We start from the raw sequence: 17851 nt of genomic DNA, 5'->3' as shown, positions 1-17851 counted from the left end.
ATGGCAACGGCGCCGAGCGTCTCGTACTCGATCACGGTCCGACTGGAGGTCCCCGCGAGCGGGACCGCCGTCAGCCAGCTCACCACGGCGGTGGAATCGTCCGGCGGCTCGGTCACCGGCCTCGACGTCACCGCCTCCGGCCACGAGAAGCTGCGCATCGACGTGACCATTGCCGCCACGTCCACCGCGCACGCCGACGAGATCGTGCACAAACTGAACGAGATCGATGGTCTGGTGATCGGAAAGGTCTCCGACCGTACGTTCCTGATGCACCTCGGCGGCAAGATCGAGATGGCGTCCAAGCATCCCATCCGCAACCGTGACGACCTGTCTATGGTCTACACCCCCGGCGTCGCCCGCGTGTGCATGGCGATCGCCGCCAACCCCGACGACGCCCGCCGGCTGACCATCAAACGCAACAGCGTCGCCGTCGTCACCGACGGCTCCGCCGTCCTGGGCCTCGGCAACATCGGCCCCAAGGCCGCGCTGCCCGTGATGGAGGGCAAGGCGGCCCTCTTCAAGCGCTTCGCCGGCATCGACGCCTGGCCGATCTGCCTCGACACGCAGGACACCGACGCGATCGTCGAGATCGTCAAGGCGATCGCCCCCGGCTTCGCCGGCATCAACCTGGAGGACATCTCCGCCCCGCGCTGCTTCGAGATCGAGGCGCGGCTGCGCGAGGCCCTCGACATCCCCGTCTTCCACGACGACCAGCACGGCACCGCGATCGTCGTGCTCGCCGCGCTCACCAACGCGCTGCGCGTGGTCGGCAAGAAGATCGAGGACGTACGGGTCGTCATGTCCGGAGCGGGCGCGGCCGGTACGGCGATCCTGAAGCTGCTGCTCGCCGCGGGCGTCAAGCACGCCGTCGTCGCCGACATCCACGGCGTCGTGCACAGCGGCCGTACCGACCTGGTGGACGCCGACCCCGACTCCCCGCTGCGCTGGATCGCCGACAACACCAACCCCGAGAACGTCACCGGCACGCTCCGGCAGGCCGTGCGCAGCGCCGACGTCTTCATCGGCGTCTCCGCGCCGAACGTCCTGGGCGGCGACGACGTCGCGGCCATGGCGGACGACGCGATCGTCTTCGCGCTCGCCAACCCCGACCCCGAAGTCGAGCCGAGCGTGGCCCGTGCGACGGCCGCCGTGGTCGCCACGGGCCGCAGCGACTTCCCCAACCAGATCAACAACGTGCTGGTCTTCCCCGGCGTCTTCCGTGGCCTGCTGGACGCCCAGTCGCGTACCGTGAATACCGACATGATGCTGGCCGCGGCGGGTGCACTGGCCGATGTCGTGGCCGACGACGAGATCAACGCGAACTACATCATCCCCAGCGTCTTCAATGACAAGGTGGCGGGTGCTGTCGCTGGTGCGGTTCGCGAGGCCGCCAAGGCACACGGTCTCGCGGCTCCGCACTCGGTCCCGGGGGCCGTGCAGTAACGGGACGTGACGTCCTGCTCACGCCCCGCTCGCCGCGCGGCGGCCGGCTGCTCGCAGGCCGGTGCGCGCCCGCGCGTCGCGCGAGGCCGGGGCTGCCGGAAGCCCTATGGTGAGCGGCAGCCGCGGCCGGACAAACCCTTCGCTGCGCTGTCAGGAGCGGACGGAGCGTCACCAAGCCGTCGCAGTGGCGCTTTTCGTGTGACTCTCTCGGGTGCCGGATTGGCTTTCCCGCCGCAGGTACGTGCAGGATGCGTATCCGGGCGAGAGGTTATTGCGGCAGCCCCGGGCCCGTGAGTGTCCGAGGGGCCTGGCAGCATCGGCTTCAAACTCACGCCTCATCGGCAAGAAGAACACGGGAGTACGAATATGAACCGCAGTGAGCTGGTGGCCGCTCTGTCCGAGCGCGCAGAGGTGACCCGAAAGGACGCCGACGCCGTTCTGGGCGCTTTCGCCGAGGTCGTGGGCGAGGTCGTCGCCAAGGGCGACGAGAAGGTCACCATCCCCGGCTTCCTGACCTTCGAGCGCACCCATCGTGCGGCTCGCACCGCGCGCAACCCGCAGACCGGCGACCCGATCCAGATCCCGGCCGGCTACAGCGTGAAGGTTGCCGCGGGCTCCAAGCTCAAGGAAGCCGCCAAGGGCAAGTGATGGCCCGGCGCCGGAATGATGCCCGGCGCCAACGCCAGGGGCGGCCACCCCGTCGGGATGGCCGCCCCTGGCGCTTCTCTTTTTCGTACGGTCGAACGTCCTGCCGTCACGCGCGCGTCTGTGCGGGCACCAGGGGTGCGGGCAGTTCGACGTGGCCGCCCAGCGCCTTCAGCTTGGCGAGGAAGTTCTCGTAGCCGCGGTTGATCAGGTCGATGCCGTGCACCCGTGAGGTGCCCTCCGCGGCCAGGGCCGCGATCAGGTACGAGAAGCCGCCGCGCAGGTCCGGGATGACCAGGTCGGCACCCTGCAGCTTCGTGGGCCCGGACACGACCGCGGAGTGCAGGAAATTGCGCTGACCGAAGCGGCACGGCGTGCCGCCGAGGCACTCGCGGTAGAGCTGGATGTGCGCGCCCATCTGGTTGAGCGCCTCGGTGAAGCCCAGCCGCGATTCGTACACCGTTTCGTGCACGATCGACAGGCCCGACGCCTGGGTCAGGGCGACGACCAGCGGCTGCTGCCAGTCGGTCTGGAAGCCGGGGTGGACGTCCGTCTCCAGCGCGATCGCGCTGAGCGCGCCTCCGGGGTGCCAGAAGCGGATGCCCTCGTCGTCGATCTCGAAGGCGCCGCCGACCTTGCGGTAGGTGTTGAGGAACGTCATCATCTCGCGCTGGCTGGCGCCGCGCACGTAGACATTGCCCTTGGTCGCCAGGGCCGCACTCGCCCAGGAGGCCGCCTCCAGCCGGTCGGGGAGCGCGCCGTGGGTGTAGCCGCCGAGGTGGTCGACGCCGGTGATCCGGATGGTCCGGTCGGTGTCCATCGAGATGATCGCGCCCATTTTCTGCAGGACGCAGATCAGGTCCTCGATCTCGGGCTCGACGGCCGCGTTCGACAGTTCGGTGACGCCCTCGGCGAGCACCGCGGTGAGCAGTACCTGCTCGGTCGCGCCCACCGACGGGTAGGGCAGTCGGATCTTGGCGCCGCGCAGCCGCTGCGGGGCCTCCAGGTACTGGCCCTCGGGGCGCTTCTCGATGACCGCGCCGAACTGCCGCAGTACCTCGAAGTGGAAGTCGATCGGCCGGCCGCCGATGTCGCAGCCACCGAGGCCGGGGATGAACGCGTGCCCGAGCCGGTGCAGCAGCGGCCCGCAGAACAGGATCGGGATGCGCGAGGAGCCGGCGTGCGCATCGATGTCCGCCACGTTCGCGCTCTCCACGTGCGACGGGTCGAGGATCAGCTCGCCGGGCTCCTCTCCAGGGCTGACGGTGACGCCGTGCAGCTGGAGCAGGCCGCGGACCACGCGCACGTCGCGGATGTCCGGCACATTGCGCAGCCGGCTCGGCTCGCCGCCGAGCAGGGCGGCCACCATGGCCTTGGGCACGAGATTCTTCGCACCACGGACACGGATCTCGCCCTCGAGCGGGGTTCCGCCGTGGACAAGGAGGATGTCGTCGGTCATGGGGCTCGCGTTCCTGGAGAGGGGCAGGACAGGGAAGGCGGGGTTCGTTGCCGCCTCTGTACGGTCTACGGCCCGCGAACTGACGGATTCCGCAGCGGGCACCGGGGAAATGTTAATGGCCCGCACGACCACCCCCGTCAAGACGGGGCACGCCTTCCCGCTCAGGCCTCTCGCACTCGTCACGGCCTTGTTACATACGCCACTTGCGTACGCCAGAGGGCTGCACCCGGCTCCATCACCCAGCGCATACGCGCCGCACCGCGAGGTCACAGCGAGCCCCCTGCGAGCCCACCGCGCCGATCTGCCCGGCGAGAACTGCCCGTGACGCGCCAGGATGCGGGATCATGTGGTCATGACGGAGGTGTCCTCGCTCACCGGTCGGCTGCTGGTTGCGACACCGGCCCTCGCGGACCCGAATTTCGACCGGGCTGTGGTGCTCCTCCTCGACCACGACGAGGAGGGGTCGCTCGGTGTCGTCCTGAACCGGCCGACGCCGGTGGGCGTCGGTGACGTGCTGGAGTCGTGGGCACAACTCGCCGGAACGCCGCAGGTGGTCTTCCAGGGCGGGCCCGTCTCGCTGGACTCGGCGCTCGGCCTGGCCGTGGTGCCTGGGGAGCCCCAAGACGGTGAGGAGGGCGAGCCGCTGGGCTGGCGGCGGGTGCACGGCGCGATCGGCCTGGTGGACCTCGAGGCGCCGCCGGAGCTGCTCGCCGCCGAGCTCGGCTCCCTGCGGATCTTTGCCGGCTACTCGGGCTGGGGCCCGGGACAGCTGGAGGACGAGCTGGTGGAAGGCGCCTGGTACGTGGTGGAGTCCGAGCCGGGTGACGTCTCCTCGCCGGACCCGGAGCGGCTGTGGCGCTCGGTGCTGCGGCGGCAGCGCAACGAGCTGGCGATGGTGGCCACGTACCCGGACGATCCATCTCTCAATTAGTCCGGTCCTTCATTTAGGCTTGGTCGGCATGAGCACTCTTGAGCCCGAGCGCGGCGCGGGTACCGGAACCCTGGTCGAACCGACACCACAGGTGTCGCACGGCGACGGGGACCACGAGCGCTTCGCCCACTACGTCCAGAAGGACAAGATCATGGAGAGCGCGCTCTCCGGGTCCCCTGTGGTCGCGCTCTGCGGGAAGGTCTGGGTCCCCGGCCGGGACCCGAAGAAGTACCCGGTCTGCCCGATGTGCAAGGAGATCTTCGAGTCGATGGAGGTCGGCGGCGGGGACGGAGACAAGGGCGGCAAGGGCGGCAAGAAGTAGGCTTCGTCGCCTCCATGGCGTAGAGGTCTAGTCCAGCCGGGAGCCGGCGCGGCAGGATGAGGCCATGGACCTCATCCCCGCGCCGCGCGGCGCCCAGGTGCAGGACGACGGCGAGCCCTTTCGTCTCGGTGCGCACACCGCTCTCGCGGCCGGGCCCGGCACCGGCGGCACCGAACGGTGGCTGCGGGCCACGGTCGGCGCCGCCTACGGGCTCGCGCTGCCGCCGGGCGTGAGCGGAGCGGCGGACACCATCACCCTGCTTGTCGACGACGCGCTCGCCGTCGAGGAGTACCGTCTCGCCGTGAGCGGGACGGGCGTCGAGATCCGCGGCGGGGACGCGGCCGGGCTCTTCTGGGGTGCGCAGACGCTGCGGCAGCTGCTCGGGCCCGAGGCGTTCCGCCGCGCACCGGTCGCCGACGGCCCGCCGTGCATTCCGCAGGTCACGATCGAGGACGCGCCGCGGTTCGCCTGGCGTGGCTTCATGCTCGATGTCGCGCGGCACTTCATGCCCAAGGACGTGGTGCTGCGCTGTGTCGACCTGCTCGCCGCGCACAAGCTGAACGTGCTGCACCTGCACCTGACGGACGATCAGGGCTGGCGGATCGAGATCAAGCGCTACCCGCGGCTGACCGAGGTCGGTGCCTGGCGCACCCGTACCAAGGTCGGGCTGAGGGACTCCCCGTTGTGGGACGAACGGCCGCACGGCGGCTACTACACGCAGGAGGACATCCGCGAGATCGTCGCGTACGCCGCCGCACGGCATGTCGCCGTCGTGCCCGAGATCGACATCCCCGGCCACTCGCAGGCCGCCATCGCCGCCTACCCCGAACTGGGCAACAGCGACGTCGTCGACACCACCGCCCTTCCGGTGCTGACCAGTTGGGGCGTCAACCCCAACGTCCTCGCCCCCACCGACACCACCCTCCGCTTCTACGAGAACGTGCTGGCCGAGGTGGTGGAGCTGTTCCCCTCCACGTTCGTGCACATCGGAGGCGACGAGTGCCCGAAGGGGCAGTGGCGGGAATCCGCCGCCGCGCAGGCGCGCATCAAGGAGCTGGGCCTCGCCGACGAGGACGCGCTGCAGAGCTGGTTCATCCGCCACTTCGACACCTGGCTCGCCGCACGCGGCCGGCGCCTGATCGGTTGGGACGAAATCCTCCAGGGCGGCCTCGCCGACGGCGCCGCGGTCTCGTCCTGGCGCGGCTACGCGGGCGGAATCGCCGCCGCACGGGCCGGACATGACGTGGTGATGTGCCCCGAGCAGCACGTCTACCTCGACTACCGGCAGGACGCGGGCCCCGACGAGCCCGTCCCCATCGCATACGTCCGCACCCTCGAGGACGTCTACCGCTTCGAACCCGTGCCGTCCGAGCTGACCGAGGACGAGGCGCGCCACGTCATCGGCGTGCAGGCCAACTGCTGGACCGAGACGATGGACTCCGTCCGCTCCGTCGACTACATGACCTTCCCGCGCCTGGCTGCCTTCGCCGAGGTCGCCTGGTCCCGCCTGCCGGCACCCGCCGGCCGCGACTACAGGCAGTTCAGCGCCCGAATGCACACCCACTACCGGCGACTTGACGCCCTCGGCGTCGAATACCGCCCGCCCTCCGGTCCCCACCCCTGGCAGCGTCGCCCCGGAGTCCTCGGACGCCCGATCGAAGGGGCGCCCCCGATCGTGTGAGCTGCGGCCCGGAGTGCCGCAGCACCGCCCGCAGGGCTGGCACCGTGTCACGGTGGGAACGGCAGCAACCAGCACAACACACCTGAAAGGCGCCAATCCCCAAGTCGACAAGAGACAATGGCCAACCGGACCATCAGCCCTGACCCGGACAGAACCATCCTTAGCGGGCCCACGGGTTGATCGGCCCGGAACATGTGCCAGAGTTGCCGTGACCGGGCTGTCAGCACGTACCGTACGGCGACAGGGCCCGGGGTCCCCATACCGGGGACCGGGGTCCCCCATGCCGCAGACCAGGGGACCACCGGGAGGCCGTGGGCGCCGTGGAAGGGAATGCTGCGTGAGCACGTACACACGGCAAACGGGAAGCACGGTGACGCTGCCCGCCTCGCTCGACGAGGCGGTGGCGGCGCTCGCCACCATGCCCGCGGCCGTGCCCGTCGCAGGCGGCACGGATCTGATGTCGGCCGTCAACTCCGGGTTGCTGCGCCCGGCCGCGCTCGTCGGCCTGGGGAGGATCAGCGAGATCCGCGGCTGGCAGTACGCGGACGGGAACGCGCTGCTCGGAGCGTGCCTCACCCACGCCCGTATGGGCCGCCCCGACTTCGCCGCGCTCATCCCCGCGCTCGCCATGGCCGCACGCGCCGCGGGCCCGCCGCAGGTGCGCAACGCTGGAACGCTGGGCGGCAACATCGCGAGCGCCGCCCCGACCGGCGACGCGCTGCCGGTGCTCGCCGCACTCGAAGCGACGGTGGTGCTCGCGGGGCCCGACGGCACCCGGGAGATCGCGGTCAGCCATCTGATGGCCGGGCTCGACCCGTTGCGCCCGGGTGAACTGCTCGCCTACGTACGGGCACCGCTGCTGCACGCCCCGCAGACCTTCCTCAAAGCGACCGCGCGCACCGGCCCGGGCCGCGCCACGGCATCGGTCGCGCTCGTCCTCGACCCGGCGCGGCGCACGGTGCGCTGCGCAATCGGGGCCGTGGCGCCGATGCCTCTGCGGCCTCTGGAGGCCGAGCGGTGGGTCGCCGGACTGATCGACTGGGACGGGTCGCGGACACTGGAGCCGGAGGCCTGCACGGCGTTCGGGGACTATGTCTCCATGGCCTGCATCCCGGATCCCGCTGACGGCGAACTGCCGCCTGCGCTGGCCCATCTGCGGCGTACGGTGGCCGCACTGGCCCGCAGGGCATTGGGGAGGGCACTTTCGTGACGTACGACGCGACCGGCCGTTTTGACGGGACGGATACGACAGGCGGTGGCATGACGGGTCTGCCCGGTCAGGGGTTCGCGCCCGGCGACGGCGTGTGGCACCACAGCGGCGAGTACGACGCCGACGCCACCGCATTCGTACCCCTCGCAGCGATGCCCTCCGGCGAGGACCCGCTCGCCGCGCCGGGGCACGGATACGCCCCGCCGCCGCTCGGCGGCTTCCCCGACGCGGCGGGCGCGACTCCCGCCACCGGCACGGCGTGGCACCAGGCCGACAGCCCTGCCGCCGTCGCGCCCGGTCCGGAACCGGAACCGCAGGCACTGCAGGCACCGCAGCCGGTCCACGCCCCGCAGCCCGCGCAACCACCGGCCGCCGAGGCCGCCACCGGTCAATGGACGATCCCGTTCGTCGCCGAGGACGCGGCCGAGGAGTCCGGCGAGTACTCCGTCGGCGTGCCCGCGGCCGCCCCGGACCCCGCCGGCGCGTCCACGCCCGCGAGCGCGCCGGAGTCGGCGCCGGGCGAACCCGAGCCCGAGCCCCCGGCCGAGGATCCGCACAGCGAACACCCCACCGCCTCCTACGTCCTGCATGTCAACGGCGTCGACCGGCCCGTCACCGACGCCTGGCTCGGCGAGTCACTGCTGTACGTCCTGCGGGAACGCCTGGGCCTCGCCGGCGCCAAGGACGGCTGCGAGCAGGGCGAATGCGGCGCCTGTTCGGTCCGGGTCGACGGCCGTCTCATCGCGTCCTGCCTGGCGCCCGCCGCGACGGCCGCCGGCTGCGAGATCCTCACCGTCGAGGGCCTGGGCCGCGACGGCCGGCCCTCCGACGTGCAGGGCGCGCTCGCCGCGTCGAGCGCGGTGCAGTGCGGATTCTGCCTGCCGGGGATGGCGATGACCATCCACGACCTGCTCGAAGGCAACCACAAGCCCACCGAGTTGGAGATGCGCCAGGCACTGAGCGGGAACCTGTGCCGCTGTTCCGGATACCGTGGTGTGCTCGACGCGGTCCGCGAGGTCGTCGCCGCCCGCGAAGCCGCCGCACCCGCCGACGGAGACGCCGCCGGCGACCGGCCGGTCGCCGAGGCCGCCCGGATCCCGCACCAGGCGGACGGAGGCACGGCATGAACCGCGGGACGAGCCAGGCGATCGGCTGCGAGACGGGAGAGAACGCCGCATGACCGGACCCGATGCGGTGACCGCGACCCCGAACGCTCCCACCGGCGGCGCGGCGCCCGCCACCGCGCACGTCCCCGCGGCCGACACGCCGCACGGCCTCGGTGTGTCCGTGCCGCCCGCCGACGCGGACGCCAAGGCGCAGGGCACCTTCCCCTACGCGGCCGACCTGTGGGCCGAAGGCCTGCTGTGGGCCGCCGTCCTGCGCTCACCGCACCCGCACGCGCGCATCGTCTCCATCGACACCGGCCCCGCTGCCGAGATGCCCGGCGTGCGCGCCGTCGTCACCCACGCCGACGTACCCGGCGACGCCATGCACGGACGGCGCGTCGCCGACCGTCCGGTCTTCGCCAAGGACGTCGCACGCCACCACGGCGAGCCGATCGCCGCCGTCGCCGCCGACCACCCCGACACCGCGCGGCTGGCCGCTGCCGCGATCGCCGTCGAGTACGAGGTGCTCGAACCCGTCACCGACCCGGAGAAGGCCTTCGCCGCCGAGGCGTTGCACCCCGACGGCAACCTCATCCGCCACATCCCGCTGCGGTTCGGCGACCCGGAGGCCACCGGCGAGGTCGTCGTCGAGGGCGTGTACCGGATCGGGCGCCAGGACCCGGCTCCGGTCGGCGCCGAGGCCGGGCTCGCCGTGCCGCGCCCCGACGGCGGCGTCGAGCTGTATCTCGCCTCCACCGACCCCCACGCCGACCGCGATCTCGCGAGCGCCTGCTTCGGTCTAGAACCCGACCGGGTCAAGGTCGTGGTCACCGGTGTGCCCGGTGCGATGGCCGACCGCGAGGACCCCGGCTTCGGGCTGCCGTTGGGGCTGCTGGCGCTCAGGACCGGCTGCCCGGTGAAGCTGGTGGCCACCCGTGAGGAGTCGTTCCTAGGACACGCCCACCGTCATCCGGCGCTGCTGCGCTACCGCCACCACGCCGACGCCGACGGCCGTCTCGTCAAGGTGGAGGCGCAGATCCTGCTGGACGCCGGCGCGTACGCCGACGCCTCGTCCGATGCGCTGGCCGCCGCCGTCTCCTTCGCGGCCGGCCCCTATGTCGTGCCACACGTCTTCGTCGAGGGGTGGGCGGTCCGTACCAACAACCCGCCCTCGGGCCATGTTCGGGGCGAGGGCGCGATGCAGGTGTGCGCTGCGTACGAAGGGCAGATGGACAAGCTCGCGGCCCGCCTCGGCCTCGATCCGGCCGAGTTGCGCATGCGCAATGTCATGGCCACCGGCGATCTGCTGCCCACCGGCCAGACCGTCACCTGCCCTGCCCCGGTCGGCGAGCTGCTGAAGGCGGTGCGCGACGCCGACCTGCCGCCGCTGCCGGTCGACGACGACGAGACCGAATGGCTGCTGCCCGGAGGGCCGGAGGGCGCGGGCGAGCCGGGAGCGGTACGCCGGGGCGTCGGATACGCCCTCGGCATGGTGCACATGCTCGGCGCCGAGGGCCACGACGAGGTCTCCACGGCGACGGTGAGGGTCCAGGACGGCGCTGCGACGGTGATCTGCGCGGCCGTCGACACCGGCCAGGGGTTCGCCACGCTGGCGCGGCAGATCGTGCAGGAGGTGCTCGGCGTCGACGACGTGCGGGTGATGCCGGCCGACACCGACCAGCCGCCGGCCGGTCCCGCCGCGCGCGGCCGCCACACCTGGGTCTCCGGGGGTGCGGTGGAGCGGGCCGCGAAGATGGTCCGCACCCAGCTGCTGCAGCCGCTCGCCGCCAAGTTCGGCATGTCGGTCGAGCTGCTCACCATCGCCGACGGCAAGATCACCTCGTACGACGGGGTGTTGAGCACGACGGTCGTCGAGGCGCTCGACGGCAAGGAGCTGTGGGCGACGGCGCAGTGCCGGCCTCATCCCACCGAGCGTCTTGACGATGCGGGGCAGGGCGACGCGTTCGTGGGCCTCGCCTTCGCGGCGGTACGGGCCGTTGTCGACGTCGACATCGAACTCGGCTCCGTGCGTGTCGTGGAGATGGCGGTGGCGCAGGACGTGGGACGTGTGCTCAACCCGCGCCAGGTGGCGGCCCGGATCGAGGCCGGGGTCACGCAGGGCGTCGGCATGGCGCTCATGGAGGACCTGCGCAGTGCGCGCGGCACGGTCAAGCGCCCGTCGCTGACGGGTTATGCGCTGCCGACCGCGCTGGACGCGCCCCAGGTACGGATCGTCAAGCTGGTCGAGGAACGCGACGTGGTGGCGTCCTTCGGGGCGAAGGCGGTCAGCGCCGTCCCGGTGGTGGCCTCACCGGCCGCGGTCGCCGCGGCGGTGCGAGCTGCCACCGGCCGTCCGGTCAGCCGGCTGCCGATCCGTCCGCAAGCGGCGGTGGCTCAGAGGCCGCGCGGGTAGGCCCCCCGGGTTCCCTTGGCCGCATCGGGCTATTCGTCGGCCACAGGCGTCACTGCGAGGAATCAGGCTCTCACTGAACGTGGCATCGGGGAGCCCCGTGTGTGAGGCCGGCCATAGGACCTGCGTCACCTACGGCCTTATCTAGTGGATATGTCACGGCCGGATCGCGGCTGGATCACGGCCCGGAATCGCCGGGAATCGGGGAGGGCGGGCGATCCCGGCACCCGGCCGCCGGGCCTTCCGGACTAACCGGGATAGTACGTCACATTTTTGCCGTGCATTTTTCCGGCCGCTAACAATTGCCGGGACGCAGGGCGCCGCGCATCCGATACGCGGCGCTTTTCGCCGGTCCGGACCGGACCGGCACCTGCATGTCCCCGATTCGAAGAGGTCGATTCCGCATGTCCTTTTCCGTTGTCAAGCGTCTGGCCCGAACCAATGTGATCTCGGTGGCGAGCGTCGTCGCTGCGAGCGCAGCGGCCCTGGCTTGCACGGTTGTCACGGTGGTCCCGGGACCGGGCAGTGCGGACGGACGCATCGAGGACACCGCCGCGGTCACCTCCGTGAAGCCGACCGAGGCCGTCCACGGTGTGCACCACAACGTCTCCAAGCAGGCCGACGCCGCCGGCAGGCACGCGAAGAACCAGTCACGGCCCGCGTCCCGCAGCTATCCGGACAACCTCGACGGCTGGATACGCGAGGCGCTCGACATCATGCACCGGAAGGGAATTCCCGGCTCCTACGAGGGAATCCGCCGCAACATCATGCGTGAGTCCTCCGGCAACCCGCGGGCCATCAACGACTGGGATGTGAACGCGAAGAACGGCGTTCCGTCCAAGGGTCTGCTGCAGGTGATCGAACCGACCTTCAAGCGGTACCACGTCGCAGGCACGTCCAACGATCTCTACGACCCGGTGGCCAACATCACTGCGGCCTGCAATTACGCGGCCCACCGCTACGGCTCGATGGACAACGTGAATTCCGCGTACTGATGCACGCGGTCTCGCCTGGAGGCCGTGACCGGAATCGAACCGGCGTAACTCGCTTTGCAGGCGAGTCCCTCAACCACTCGGGCACACGGCCGTGTTGATGCATCGACCATAGGCGTCGCCCCCGGACCCTGGTCAATGGCTGCTCGCGCGCCGCAATACGACTGCCATACGGCGTTCACGACCGGCCGCTCGCGCCGGCCGGTCGGGGTCGGCCTCGTGGGGGCAGGGCGTAGGACCACAGGCGGGGAAGAACTCCGTCTCCGGACAGGAGTCATTCCGCGATCAGCTCCTTACCCTGTCGGGGTGACCACCGCAGAGCCGGACCTCACCCCGAGCCCGCCCGAGGAGGTGGTGGCGTCCGACGACGCCACCGTCCTGGGCCGCCGCTACCGGGCGCTCACCCTGGGGATCGTCTCCGTCGTCCTGCTCATCGCGTTCGAGGCGACGGCCGTCGGCACCGCCATGCCGGTCGCCGCCCGCGAACTCCATGGCCTGTCGCTCTACGGCTTCGCCTTCTCCGGTTTCTTCACCACCTCGCTGCTGGCCATGGTGGTCTGCGGCCACTGGGCCGACCGCAGCGGCCCGCTCGCACCGCTCGCCACCGGTATCGGCTGCTTCGCCGCGGGGCTGCTGTGCTGCGGCACGGCCCAGTCGATGTGGTCGTTCGTCCTCGGCCGCGCGGTTCAGGGGCTCGGCGGCGGGCTGGTGATCGTCGCGCTGTACGTGGTGGTGGGCCGTGCCTATCCGGAGCGGCTGCGGCCGTCCGTCCTGGCGGCATTCGCTGCGTCGTGGGTCGTCCCCTCCATCGTCGGGCCGCTGGTCTCCGGCGCGGTGACCGAACACCTCGGCTGGCGCTGGGTGTTCCTCGCCATCCCCGCCCTGGTGGCGCTGCCGCTCGCGGTGATGCTGCCCGCGCTGCGGCGTGTCGCGGTGGTCGCGCCGTACGAGCGCGGCGCGGCGGACCGCGGCCGGATCCTTCTCGCGCTCGGCATCTCCGGGGGAGCGGCGCTGCTGGAGTTCGCGGGCGAGAGCCTGAAGTGGTGGTCGCTCGTGCCCGCTGTCGCGGGGGCGGCGCTGCTCGGCCCGTCCGCGGTACGACTCCTGCCGTCCGGCACCTTCCGCGCGGCGCGTGGCCTGCCCTCGGTGGTGCTGCTGCGCGGGATCGCGGCCGGGTCGTTCCTCGCCGCGGAGAGTTTCGTACCACTGATGCTGGTCACCCAGCGCGGCCTGTCCCCGACACTCGCCGGGCTTTCGCTCGCCGGCGCCGGCCTGACCTGGGCGCTCGGCAGCTTTCTGCAGTCCCGCCCGAGCCTTGAACCGCACCGCGAACGGCTGGTGCGTGCGGGGATGGCCCTGGTCACCCTCTCGATCGTCGGTGCGGCGCTGGCGCTGGACGGCAGTGTGCCGGCGTGGGTGGTCGCGGTCGCCTGGTGCTTCGGCGGGCTGGGCATGGGCATCGTCATCGCGTCGATGAGCGTCCTGCTGCTGAGGGAGTCGCCGCCGGAGCGCGCCGGCGCCAACTCGGCCGCGCTCCAGGTCAGCGACTCGCTGTCGAACGTCGTTCTCATCGCCGCGTGCGGTGTGCTCTTCGCTGCGCTCGGCGGCGGCGCCGTCGCTCCGGCGACCGCCGTCACGACGTCCGCCGGACCTTCCCACCCGCTCGCCTTCGCCGCCGTGTTCGCCACGGCCGCGGCCGTGGCCGCGGCGGGGATCGCGGTGGCGGGCCGGCTGCGATCGCGCTGACGCGCTGACGCGCTGACGCGCTGACGCGCTGACGCGCTGACGTGAGTCGCGCGTGCGTCGCTCACGTGTGAGCTGCGTCCCACCCCCGCAGCGTGCGGCGGCGTTCGTTCCGTCCCGGCGAAGGCGCACCGATAAGCTGTCACGGTTTTCGTACCCGAGCACACCGACCCACCCGACGTACCCGCCCGGAGACCGTGACTACTACCGCCTCGCACCATCTCTCACCGGCCTTCCCCGGCCGTGCCCCGTGGGGCACGGCCGGCAAGTTGCGCGCGTGGCAGCAGGGCGCGTTGGACGCGTACATCCACAAGCAGCCGCGGGACTTCCTCGCCGTGGCGACGCCCGGCGCCGGCAAGACGACGTTCGCGCTCACCCTCGCCTCGTATCTGCTCCACCACCACGTCGTACAGCAGATCACCGTGGTCGCGCCGACCGAGCACCTGAAGAAGCAGTGGTCGGAGGCGGCCGCCCGGATAGGGATCAAGCTCGATCCGGACTACAGCGCGGGCCCGTTGCCCAAGGACTACCACGGTGTCGCCGTCACCTACGCGGGCGTCGGCGTGCGCCCGATGCTGCACCGCAACCGCTGCGAGCAGCGCAAGACCCTCGTCATCCTCGACGAGATCCACCACGCGGGCGACAGCAAGTCGTGGGGCGAGGCGTGCCTGGAGGCGTTCGAACCGGCAACGCGGCGGCTCGCGCTGACGGGCACTCCGTTCCGCTCCGACACCAATCCGATCCCGTTCGTGACGTACGAGGAGGGCAACGACGGGATCAGGCGCAGTGCCGCCGACTACACCTACGGCTACGCCAACGCGCTCGCCGACGGAGTCGTCCGTCCCGTCATCTTCCTCTCCTACAGCGGCAACATGCGCTGGCGCACCAAGGCGGGCGACGAGGTCGCCGCCCGCCTCGGCGAGCCGATGACCAAGGACGCCATCGCCCAGGCCTGGCGCACCGCCCTGTCACCCACCGGCGAGTGGATCCCCAACGTGCTGCGCTCCGCCGACCAGCGCCTCACCGAGGTGCGCAAGTCCATCCCGGACGCCGGCGGGCTCGTCATCGCCTCCGACCAGGACTCCGCGCGCGCCTACGCCAAGCTGATCCGCGAGATCACCGGCCACAAGGCGACCGTCGTGCTCTCCGACGACGTCGGCGCGTCGAAGCGGATCGAGACGTTCAGCGAGTCCGAGGACCGGTGGATGGTCGCGGTGCGCATGGTCTCCGAGGGCGTGGACGTGCCGCGACTCGCGGTCGGCGTCTACGCGACGACGATCTCCACGCCGCTGTTCTTCGCTCAGGCAGTCGGCCGTTTCGTGCGGTCGCGGCGGCGCGGTGAGACCGCGTCCGTCTTCCTGCCCACCATCCCCATGCTGCTCGGCTTCGCCGGCGAGATGGAGGTCGAGCGCGATCATGTCCTGGACAGGCCCAGGAAGGCGGGCGAGGACGACCTCTACGCGGAGGAGGACAAGCTCCTCGAGGAGGCGAACAAGCAGCAGGACGAGGCGACCGAGGACGAGCAGATGACGTTCGAGGCGCTGGAGTCGGACGCGGTCTTCGACCGGGTGATGTACGACGGTGCCGAGTTCGGCATGCAGGCCCATCCGGGCAGCGAGGAGGAACAGGACTATCTGGGCATTCCAGGCCTTCTCGAACCCGACCAGGTGCAACTGCTGCTGCAACGCCGGCAGGCCCGCCAGATCGCACACAGCCGCAAGAAGCCGGACACCGAGGCCGACCTGCTCGAACTCCCCGCGGAGCGGCGCCCGATCGTCACCCACAGGGAGCTGCTGGAGCTGCGCAAGCGGCTGAACACGATGGTCTCGGCCTACACCCACCAGAGCGGCAAGCCGCACGGCGTCATCCACAACGAGCTGCGCCGCGTGTGCGGCGGCCCGCCGAGCGCGGAGGCGACGGCCGGACAGATCGAGGCCCGTATCGCCAAGGTGCAGGAGTGGGCGACGCGGATGCGCTGACACGCCGCGGTCGCGGTCGCGGTCGCGGATGTGCCGCAGCCGGCGCCGGGCCGGCAAAGGTCACCGGTAGACAAACCATGTGCCCGGATTGTGGACGGGCTCTTCCGCTGCGCGGTACGGCTCGCTACTGTCCCCGTCACGCACGCGCCGTGGCAACGCCGCCGCGGAGCGCAGCCGGACTCACGCGACCGACCGGCGGCCTCTGCGCGCGCTGCCACCTACGGCAGCGCACCTCCGTGGGAGCCGCCACTCACCGGAGGAGGGGCGTCGTGACCGCGGAAACTTCACAGACGCTCGACCGAGGCCTACGGGTCCTCAAACTGCTGGCCGACACCGACCACGGGCTCACCGTCACCGAGCTCGCGGCGCGGCTCGGCGTCAACCGGACCGTCGTCTACCGGCTGCTCGCCACACTGGAGCAGCACGCCCTCGTCCGCCGTGACGTGGGCGGCCGGGCCAGGGTCGGGCTCGGCGTGCTGCGCCTGGCCCACCAGGTGCATCCGCTGCTGCGCGAGGCTGCGCTCCCCGCGCTGCGGTCACTCGCCGACGACGTCGGCGCCACCGCACACCTCACGCTCGTCGACGGCAACGAGGCGCTCGCGGTGGCCGTCGTCGAGCCAAGCTGGACGGACTACCACGTCGCCTACCGGACGGGATTCCGTCACGCCCTCGACCGCGGTGCCGCGGGCAAGGCGATCCTGGAGGGACGGATGCGGGCCCGCGTGGCCGGCATTCCGGCACAGGCCGGCGCCCCGGTCCCGTACGCCGAAGTCGGCGCGGGCTCCACAACGGCGACCCTCACCGCCGAGCCCGCTACGGCCACTGCGTGGCCGGGCTATGTCCTCACCCACGGAGAACTCGAAGCCGGCGCGAGCGGAGCCGCCGCACCGCTGCTCGGTGTCACCGGCGTCGAGGGCAGCGTCGGCGTGGTGATGCTCGCGGAATCCGTGCCCGAACGGGTCGGCCTCCGCGTCGTCGAAGCGGCACGTGAGGTCGCGGATGCCCTGCGATGACGGAGACGACGGCGCAACGATGACGGAGACGACGGCGGAGGCGATGAAGCCCGGGGCCGAGCGCGGTGCCGGGCCCACTTCCGCGGCTTGCCCCCGTGATCCGTTTTAATGCCCTACGTGTCTTCTCGCGCCAGGATTCTCTCCGTCTGCTCCGCCCTCGTCGTCGCGCTGATCGCGGTGGCCGCCCTCGCTCCGCTGCCGATCACGATCGCGGTGCCGGGCCTGACCGCGAACGTCCTCGGCTCCAACAACGGACAGCCGGTGATCACCATCGCCGGCGCCAAGACCCGTACCACCAGCGGCCAGCTGCGGATGGTCACCATCGCCGCCACCGAGCCCAACGCGTCCCTCCACCTCACGGACGCGATCAAGGCCTGGTTCCGCACGGATGAGGCGGTGATGCCGCGCAGCGCCGTCTACCCGGGCGGTTCCGTCCAGCAGATCAACCGGCAGAATGCCGCCGAGATGAAGCAGTCCCAGGACGCGGCGACCGCCGCCGCCCTGCGGTACCTCCATATGTCACCCTCCCGAGTGAAGGTGACGCTGAAGCTCGCCGACGTCGGCGGTCCGAGCGCAGGGCTGATGTTCACCCTCGGGATCATCGACTCGCTCCACGGCAACGGCAAGGGCGGCGACCTGACCGGAGGTCGCCGCATCGCCGGTACGGGCACGATCACCGCCGACGGCACGGTCGGCGCGGTCGGCGGCGTCCAGCTCAAGGAGCAGGCCGCCAGGCGCGACGGAGCCGCCGTCTTCCTCGTCCCGCAGGCCGAATGCTCCGACGCCAAGGCCATCACACCCGCGGGGCTTCAGGTCATCCCCGTGACTTCGCTCGACGGCGCGCTCGCCGCCCTGTCCTCCCTGAACAGCGGCAGCACGGTGCCCAGCTGCTGACGCAGGGCCTCCGGCGGGCCTCC

At 71.4% G+C, this 17851-nt stretch carries 14 protein-coding genes and 1 tRNA gene; 13 read left to right on the top strand and 2 right to left on the bottom strand.

The annotated features are described in order from the left end of the window. Window positions 1–1443, top strand: coding sequence for an NAD-dependent malic enzyme (locus NGB36_RS25635; protein ID WP_255922863.1), 1443 nt, complete (start codon window positions 1–3; stop codon window positions 1441–1443). 366 nt (window positions 1444–1809) lie between these two features. Then, window positions 1810–2091: an HU family DNA-binding protein gene (locus NGB36_RS25630; protein WP_255922862.1), complete on the top strand. Its 282-nt coding sequence runs from the start codon at window positions 1810–1812 to the stop codon at window positions 2089–2091. 106 nt (window positions 2092–2197) lie between these two features. On the opposite strand, the gene murA is transcribed toward NGB36_RS25630, so the two are convergent. Next, window positions 2198–3547: a UDP-N-acetylglucosamine 1-carboxyvinyltransferase gene (gene murA, locus NGB36_RS25625; protein ID WP_255922861.1), complete on the bottom strand. Its 1350-nt coding sequence runs from the start codon at window positions 3545–3547 to the stop codon at window positions 2198–2200. A 352-nt stretch (window positions 3548–3899) separates the two neighbouring features. Here murA and NGB36_RS25620 point away from each other — a divergent pair, with 352 nt between their 5' ends. The 7 genes from NGB36_RS25620 (at window position 3900) to NGB36_RS25590 (ending at window position 12202) form a co-directional block, all read left to right on the top strand. Next, entirely contained in the window at window positions 3900–4478 is a 579-nt protein-coding gene (locus NGB36_RS25620; RefSeq protein WP_255922860.1) for a YqgE/AlgH family protein, read from the top strand. 28 nt (window positions 4479–4506) lie between these two features. After that, a complete protein-coding gene (locus NGB36_RS25615) occupies window positions 4507–4800 on the top strand; it encodes a DUF3039 domain-containing protein (RefSeq protein WP_255922859.1) in 294 nt (97 codons plus the stop codon). Window positions 4801–4864: 64 nt separating this feature from the next. Further along, the gene (locus tag NGB36_RS25610) at window positions 4865–6481 is read left to right on the top strand and encodes a beta-N-acetylhexosaminidase (RefSeq protein ID WP_255922858.1); all 1617 of its coding nucleotides are present in this window, start codon (window positions 4865–4867) and stop codon (window positions 6479–6481) included. A gap of 418 nt (window positions 6482–6899) precedes the next feature. Beyond that, window positions 6900–7691 carry an FAD binding domain-containing protein gene (locus tag NGB36_RS25605; RefSeq protein ID WP_269470577.1) on the top strand — a complete coding sequence of 264 codons (792 nt, stop codon included), beginning with the start codon at window positions 6900–6902 and terminating at the stop codon, window positions 7689–7691. A gap of 50 nt (window positions 7692–7741) precedes the next feature. Next, on the top strand, window positions 7742–8818 hold the full coding sequence (locus NGB36_RS25600) for a (2Fe-2S)-binding protein (RefSeq protein ID WP_269470576.1): 1077 nt from the start codon (window positions 7742–7744) through the stop codon (window positions 8816–8818). A gap of 49 nt (window positions 8819–8867) precedes the next feature. Then, window positions 8868–11210, top strand: a complete 2343-nt coding sequence (locus NGB36_RS25595) for a xanthine dehydrogenase family protein molybdopterin-binding subunit (protein WP_255922853.1) — start codon at window positions 8868–8870, stop codon at window positions 11208–11210. A 371-nt stretch (window positions 11211–11581) separates the two neighbouring features. Continuing rightward, window positions 11582–12202 (top strand): transglycosylase SLT domain-containing protein, encoded by a 621-nt coding sequence (locus tag NGB36_RS25590; RefSeq protein WP_255922851.1) that lies wholly within the window; start codon window positions 11582–11584, stop codon window positions 12200–12202. Between the two features lie 16 nt (window positions 12203–12218). Here NGB36_RS25590 and NGB36_RS25585 read toward each other — a convergent pair. Continuing rightward, window positions 12219–12293, bottom strand: a tRNA-Cys gene (locus NGB36_RS25585). Between the two features lie 212 nt (window positions 12294–12505). Here NGB36_RS25585 and NGB36_RS25580 point away from each other — a divergent pair. The 4 genes from NGB36_RS25580 (at window position 12506) to NGB36_RS25565 (ending at window position 17828) form a co-directional block, all read left to right on the top strand. Continuing rightward, window positions 12506–13945 (top strand): MFS transporter, encoded by a 1440-nt coding sequence (locus NGB36_RS25580; RefSeq protein WP_372509530.1) that lies wholly within the window; start codon window positions 12506–12508, stop codon window positions 13943–13945. 194 nt (window positions 13946–14139) lie between these two features. Further along, window positions 14140–15921, top strand: a complete 1782-nt coding sequence (locus tag NGB36_RS25575) for a DEAD/DEAH box helicase (protein ID WP_255922849.1) — start codon at window positions 14140–14142, stop codon at window positions 15919–15921. A gap of 269 nt (window positions 15922–16190) precedes the next feature. Next, the gene (locus tag NGB36_RS25570; protein ID WP_255922847.1) at window positions 16191–16934 is read left to right on the top strand and encodes an IclR family transcriptional regulator; all 744 of its coding nucleotides are present in this window, start codon (window positions 16191–16193) and stop codon (window positions 16932–16934) included. Between the two features lie 108 nt (window positions 16935–17042). Further along, window positions 17043–17828 (top strand): S16 family serine protease, encoded by a 786-nt coding sequence (locus tag NGB36_RS25565; RefSeq protein ID WP_255922845.1) that lies wholly within the window; start codon window positions 17043–17045, stop codon window positions 17826–17828. The last annotated feature ends 23 nt before the right edge of the window (window positions 17829–17851 follow it).

Source organism: Streptomyces humicola, from assembly GCF_024436035.1.
Lineage (GTDB): Bacteria > Actinomycetota > Actinomycetes > Streptomycetales > Streptomycetaceae > Streptantibioticus_B > Streptantibioticus_B humicola.
This window is presented reverse-complemented; position numbering and strand designations above follow the sequence as displayed.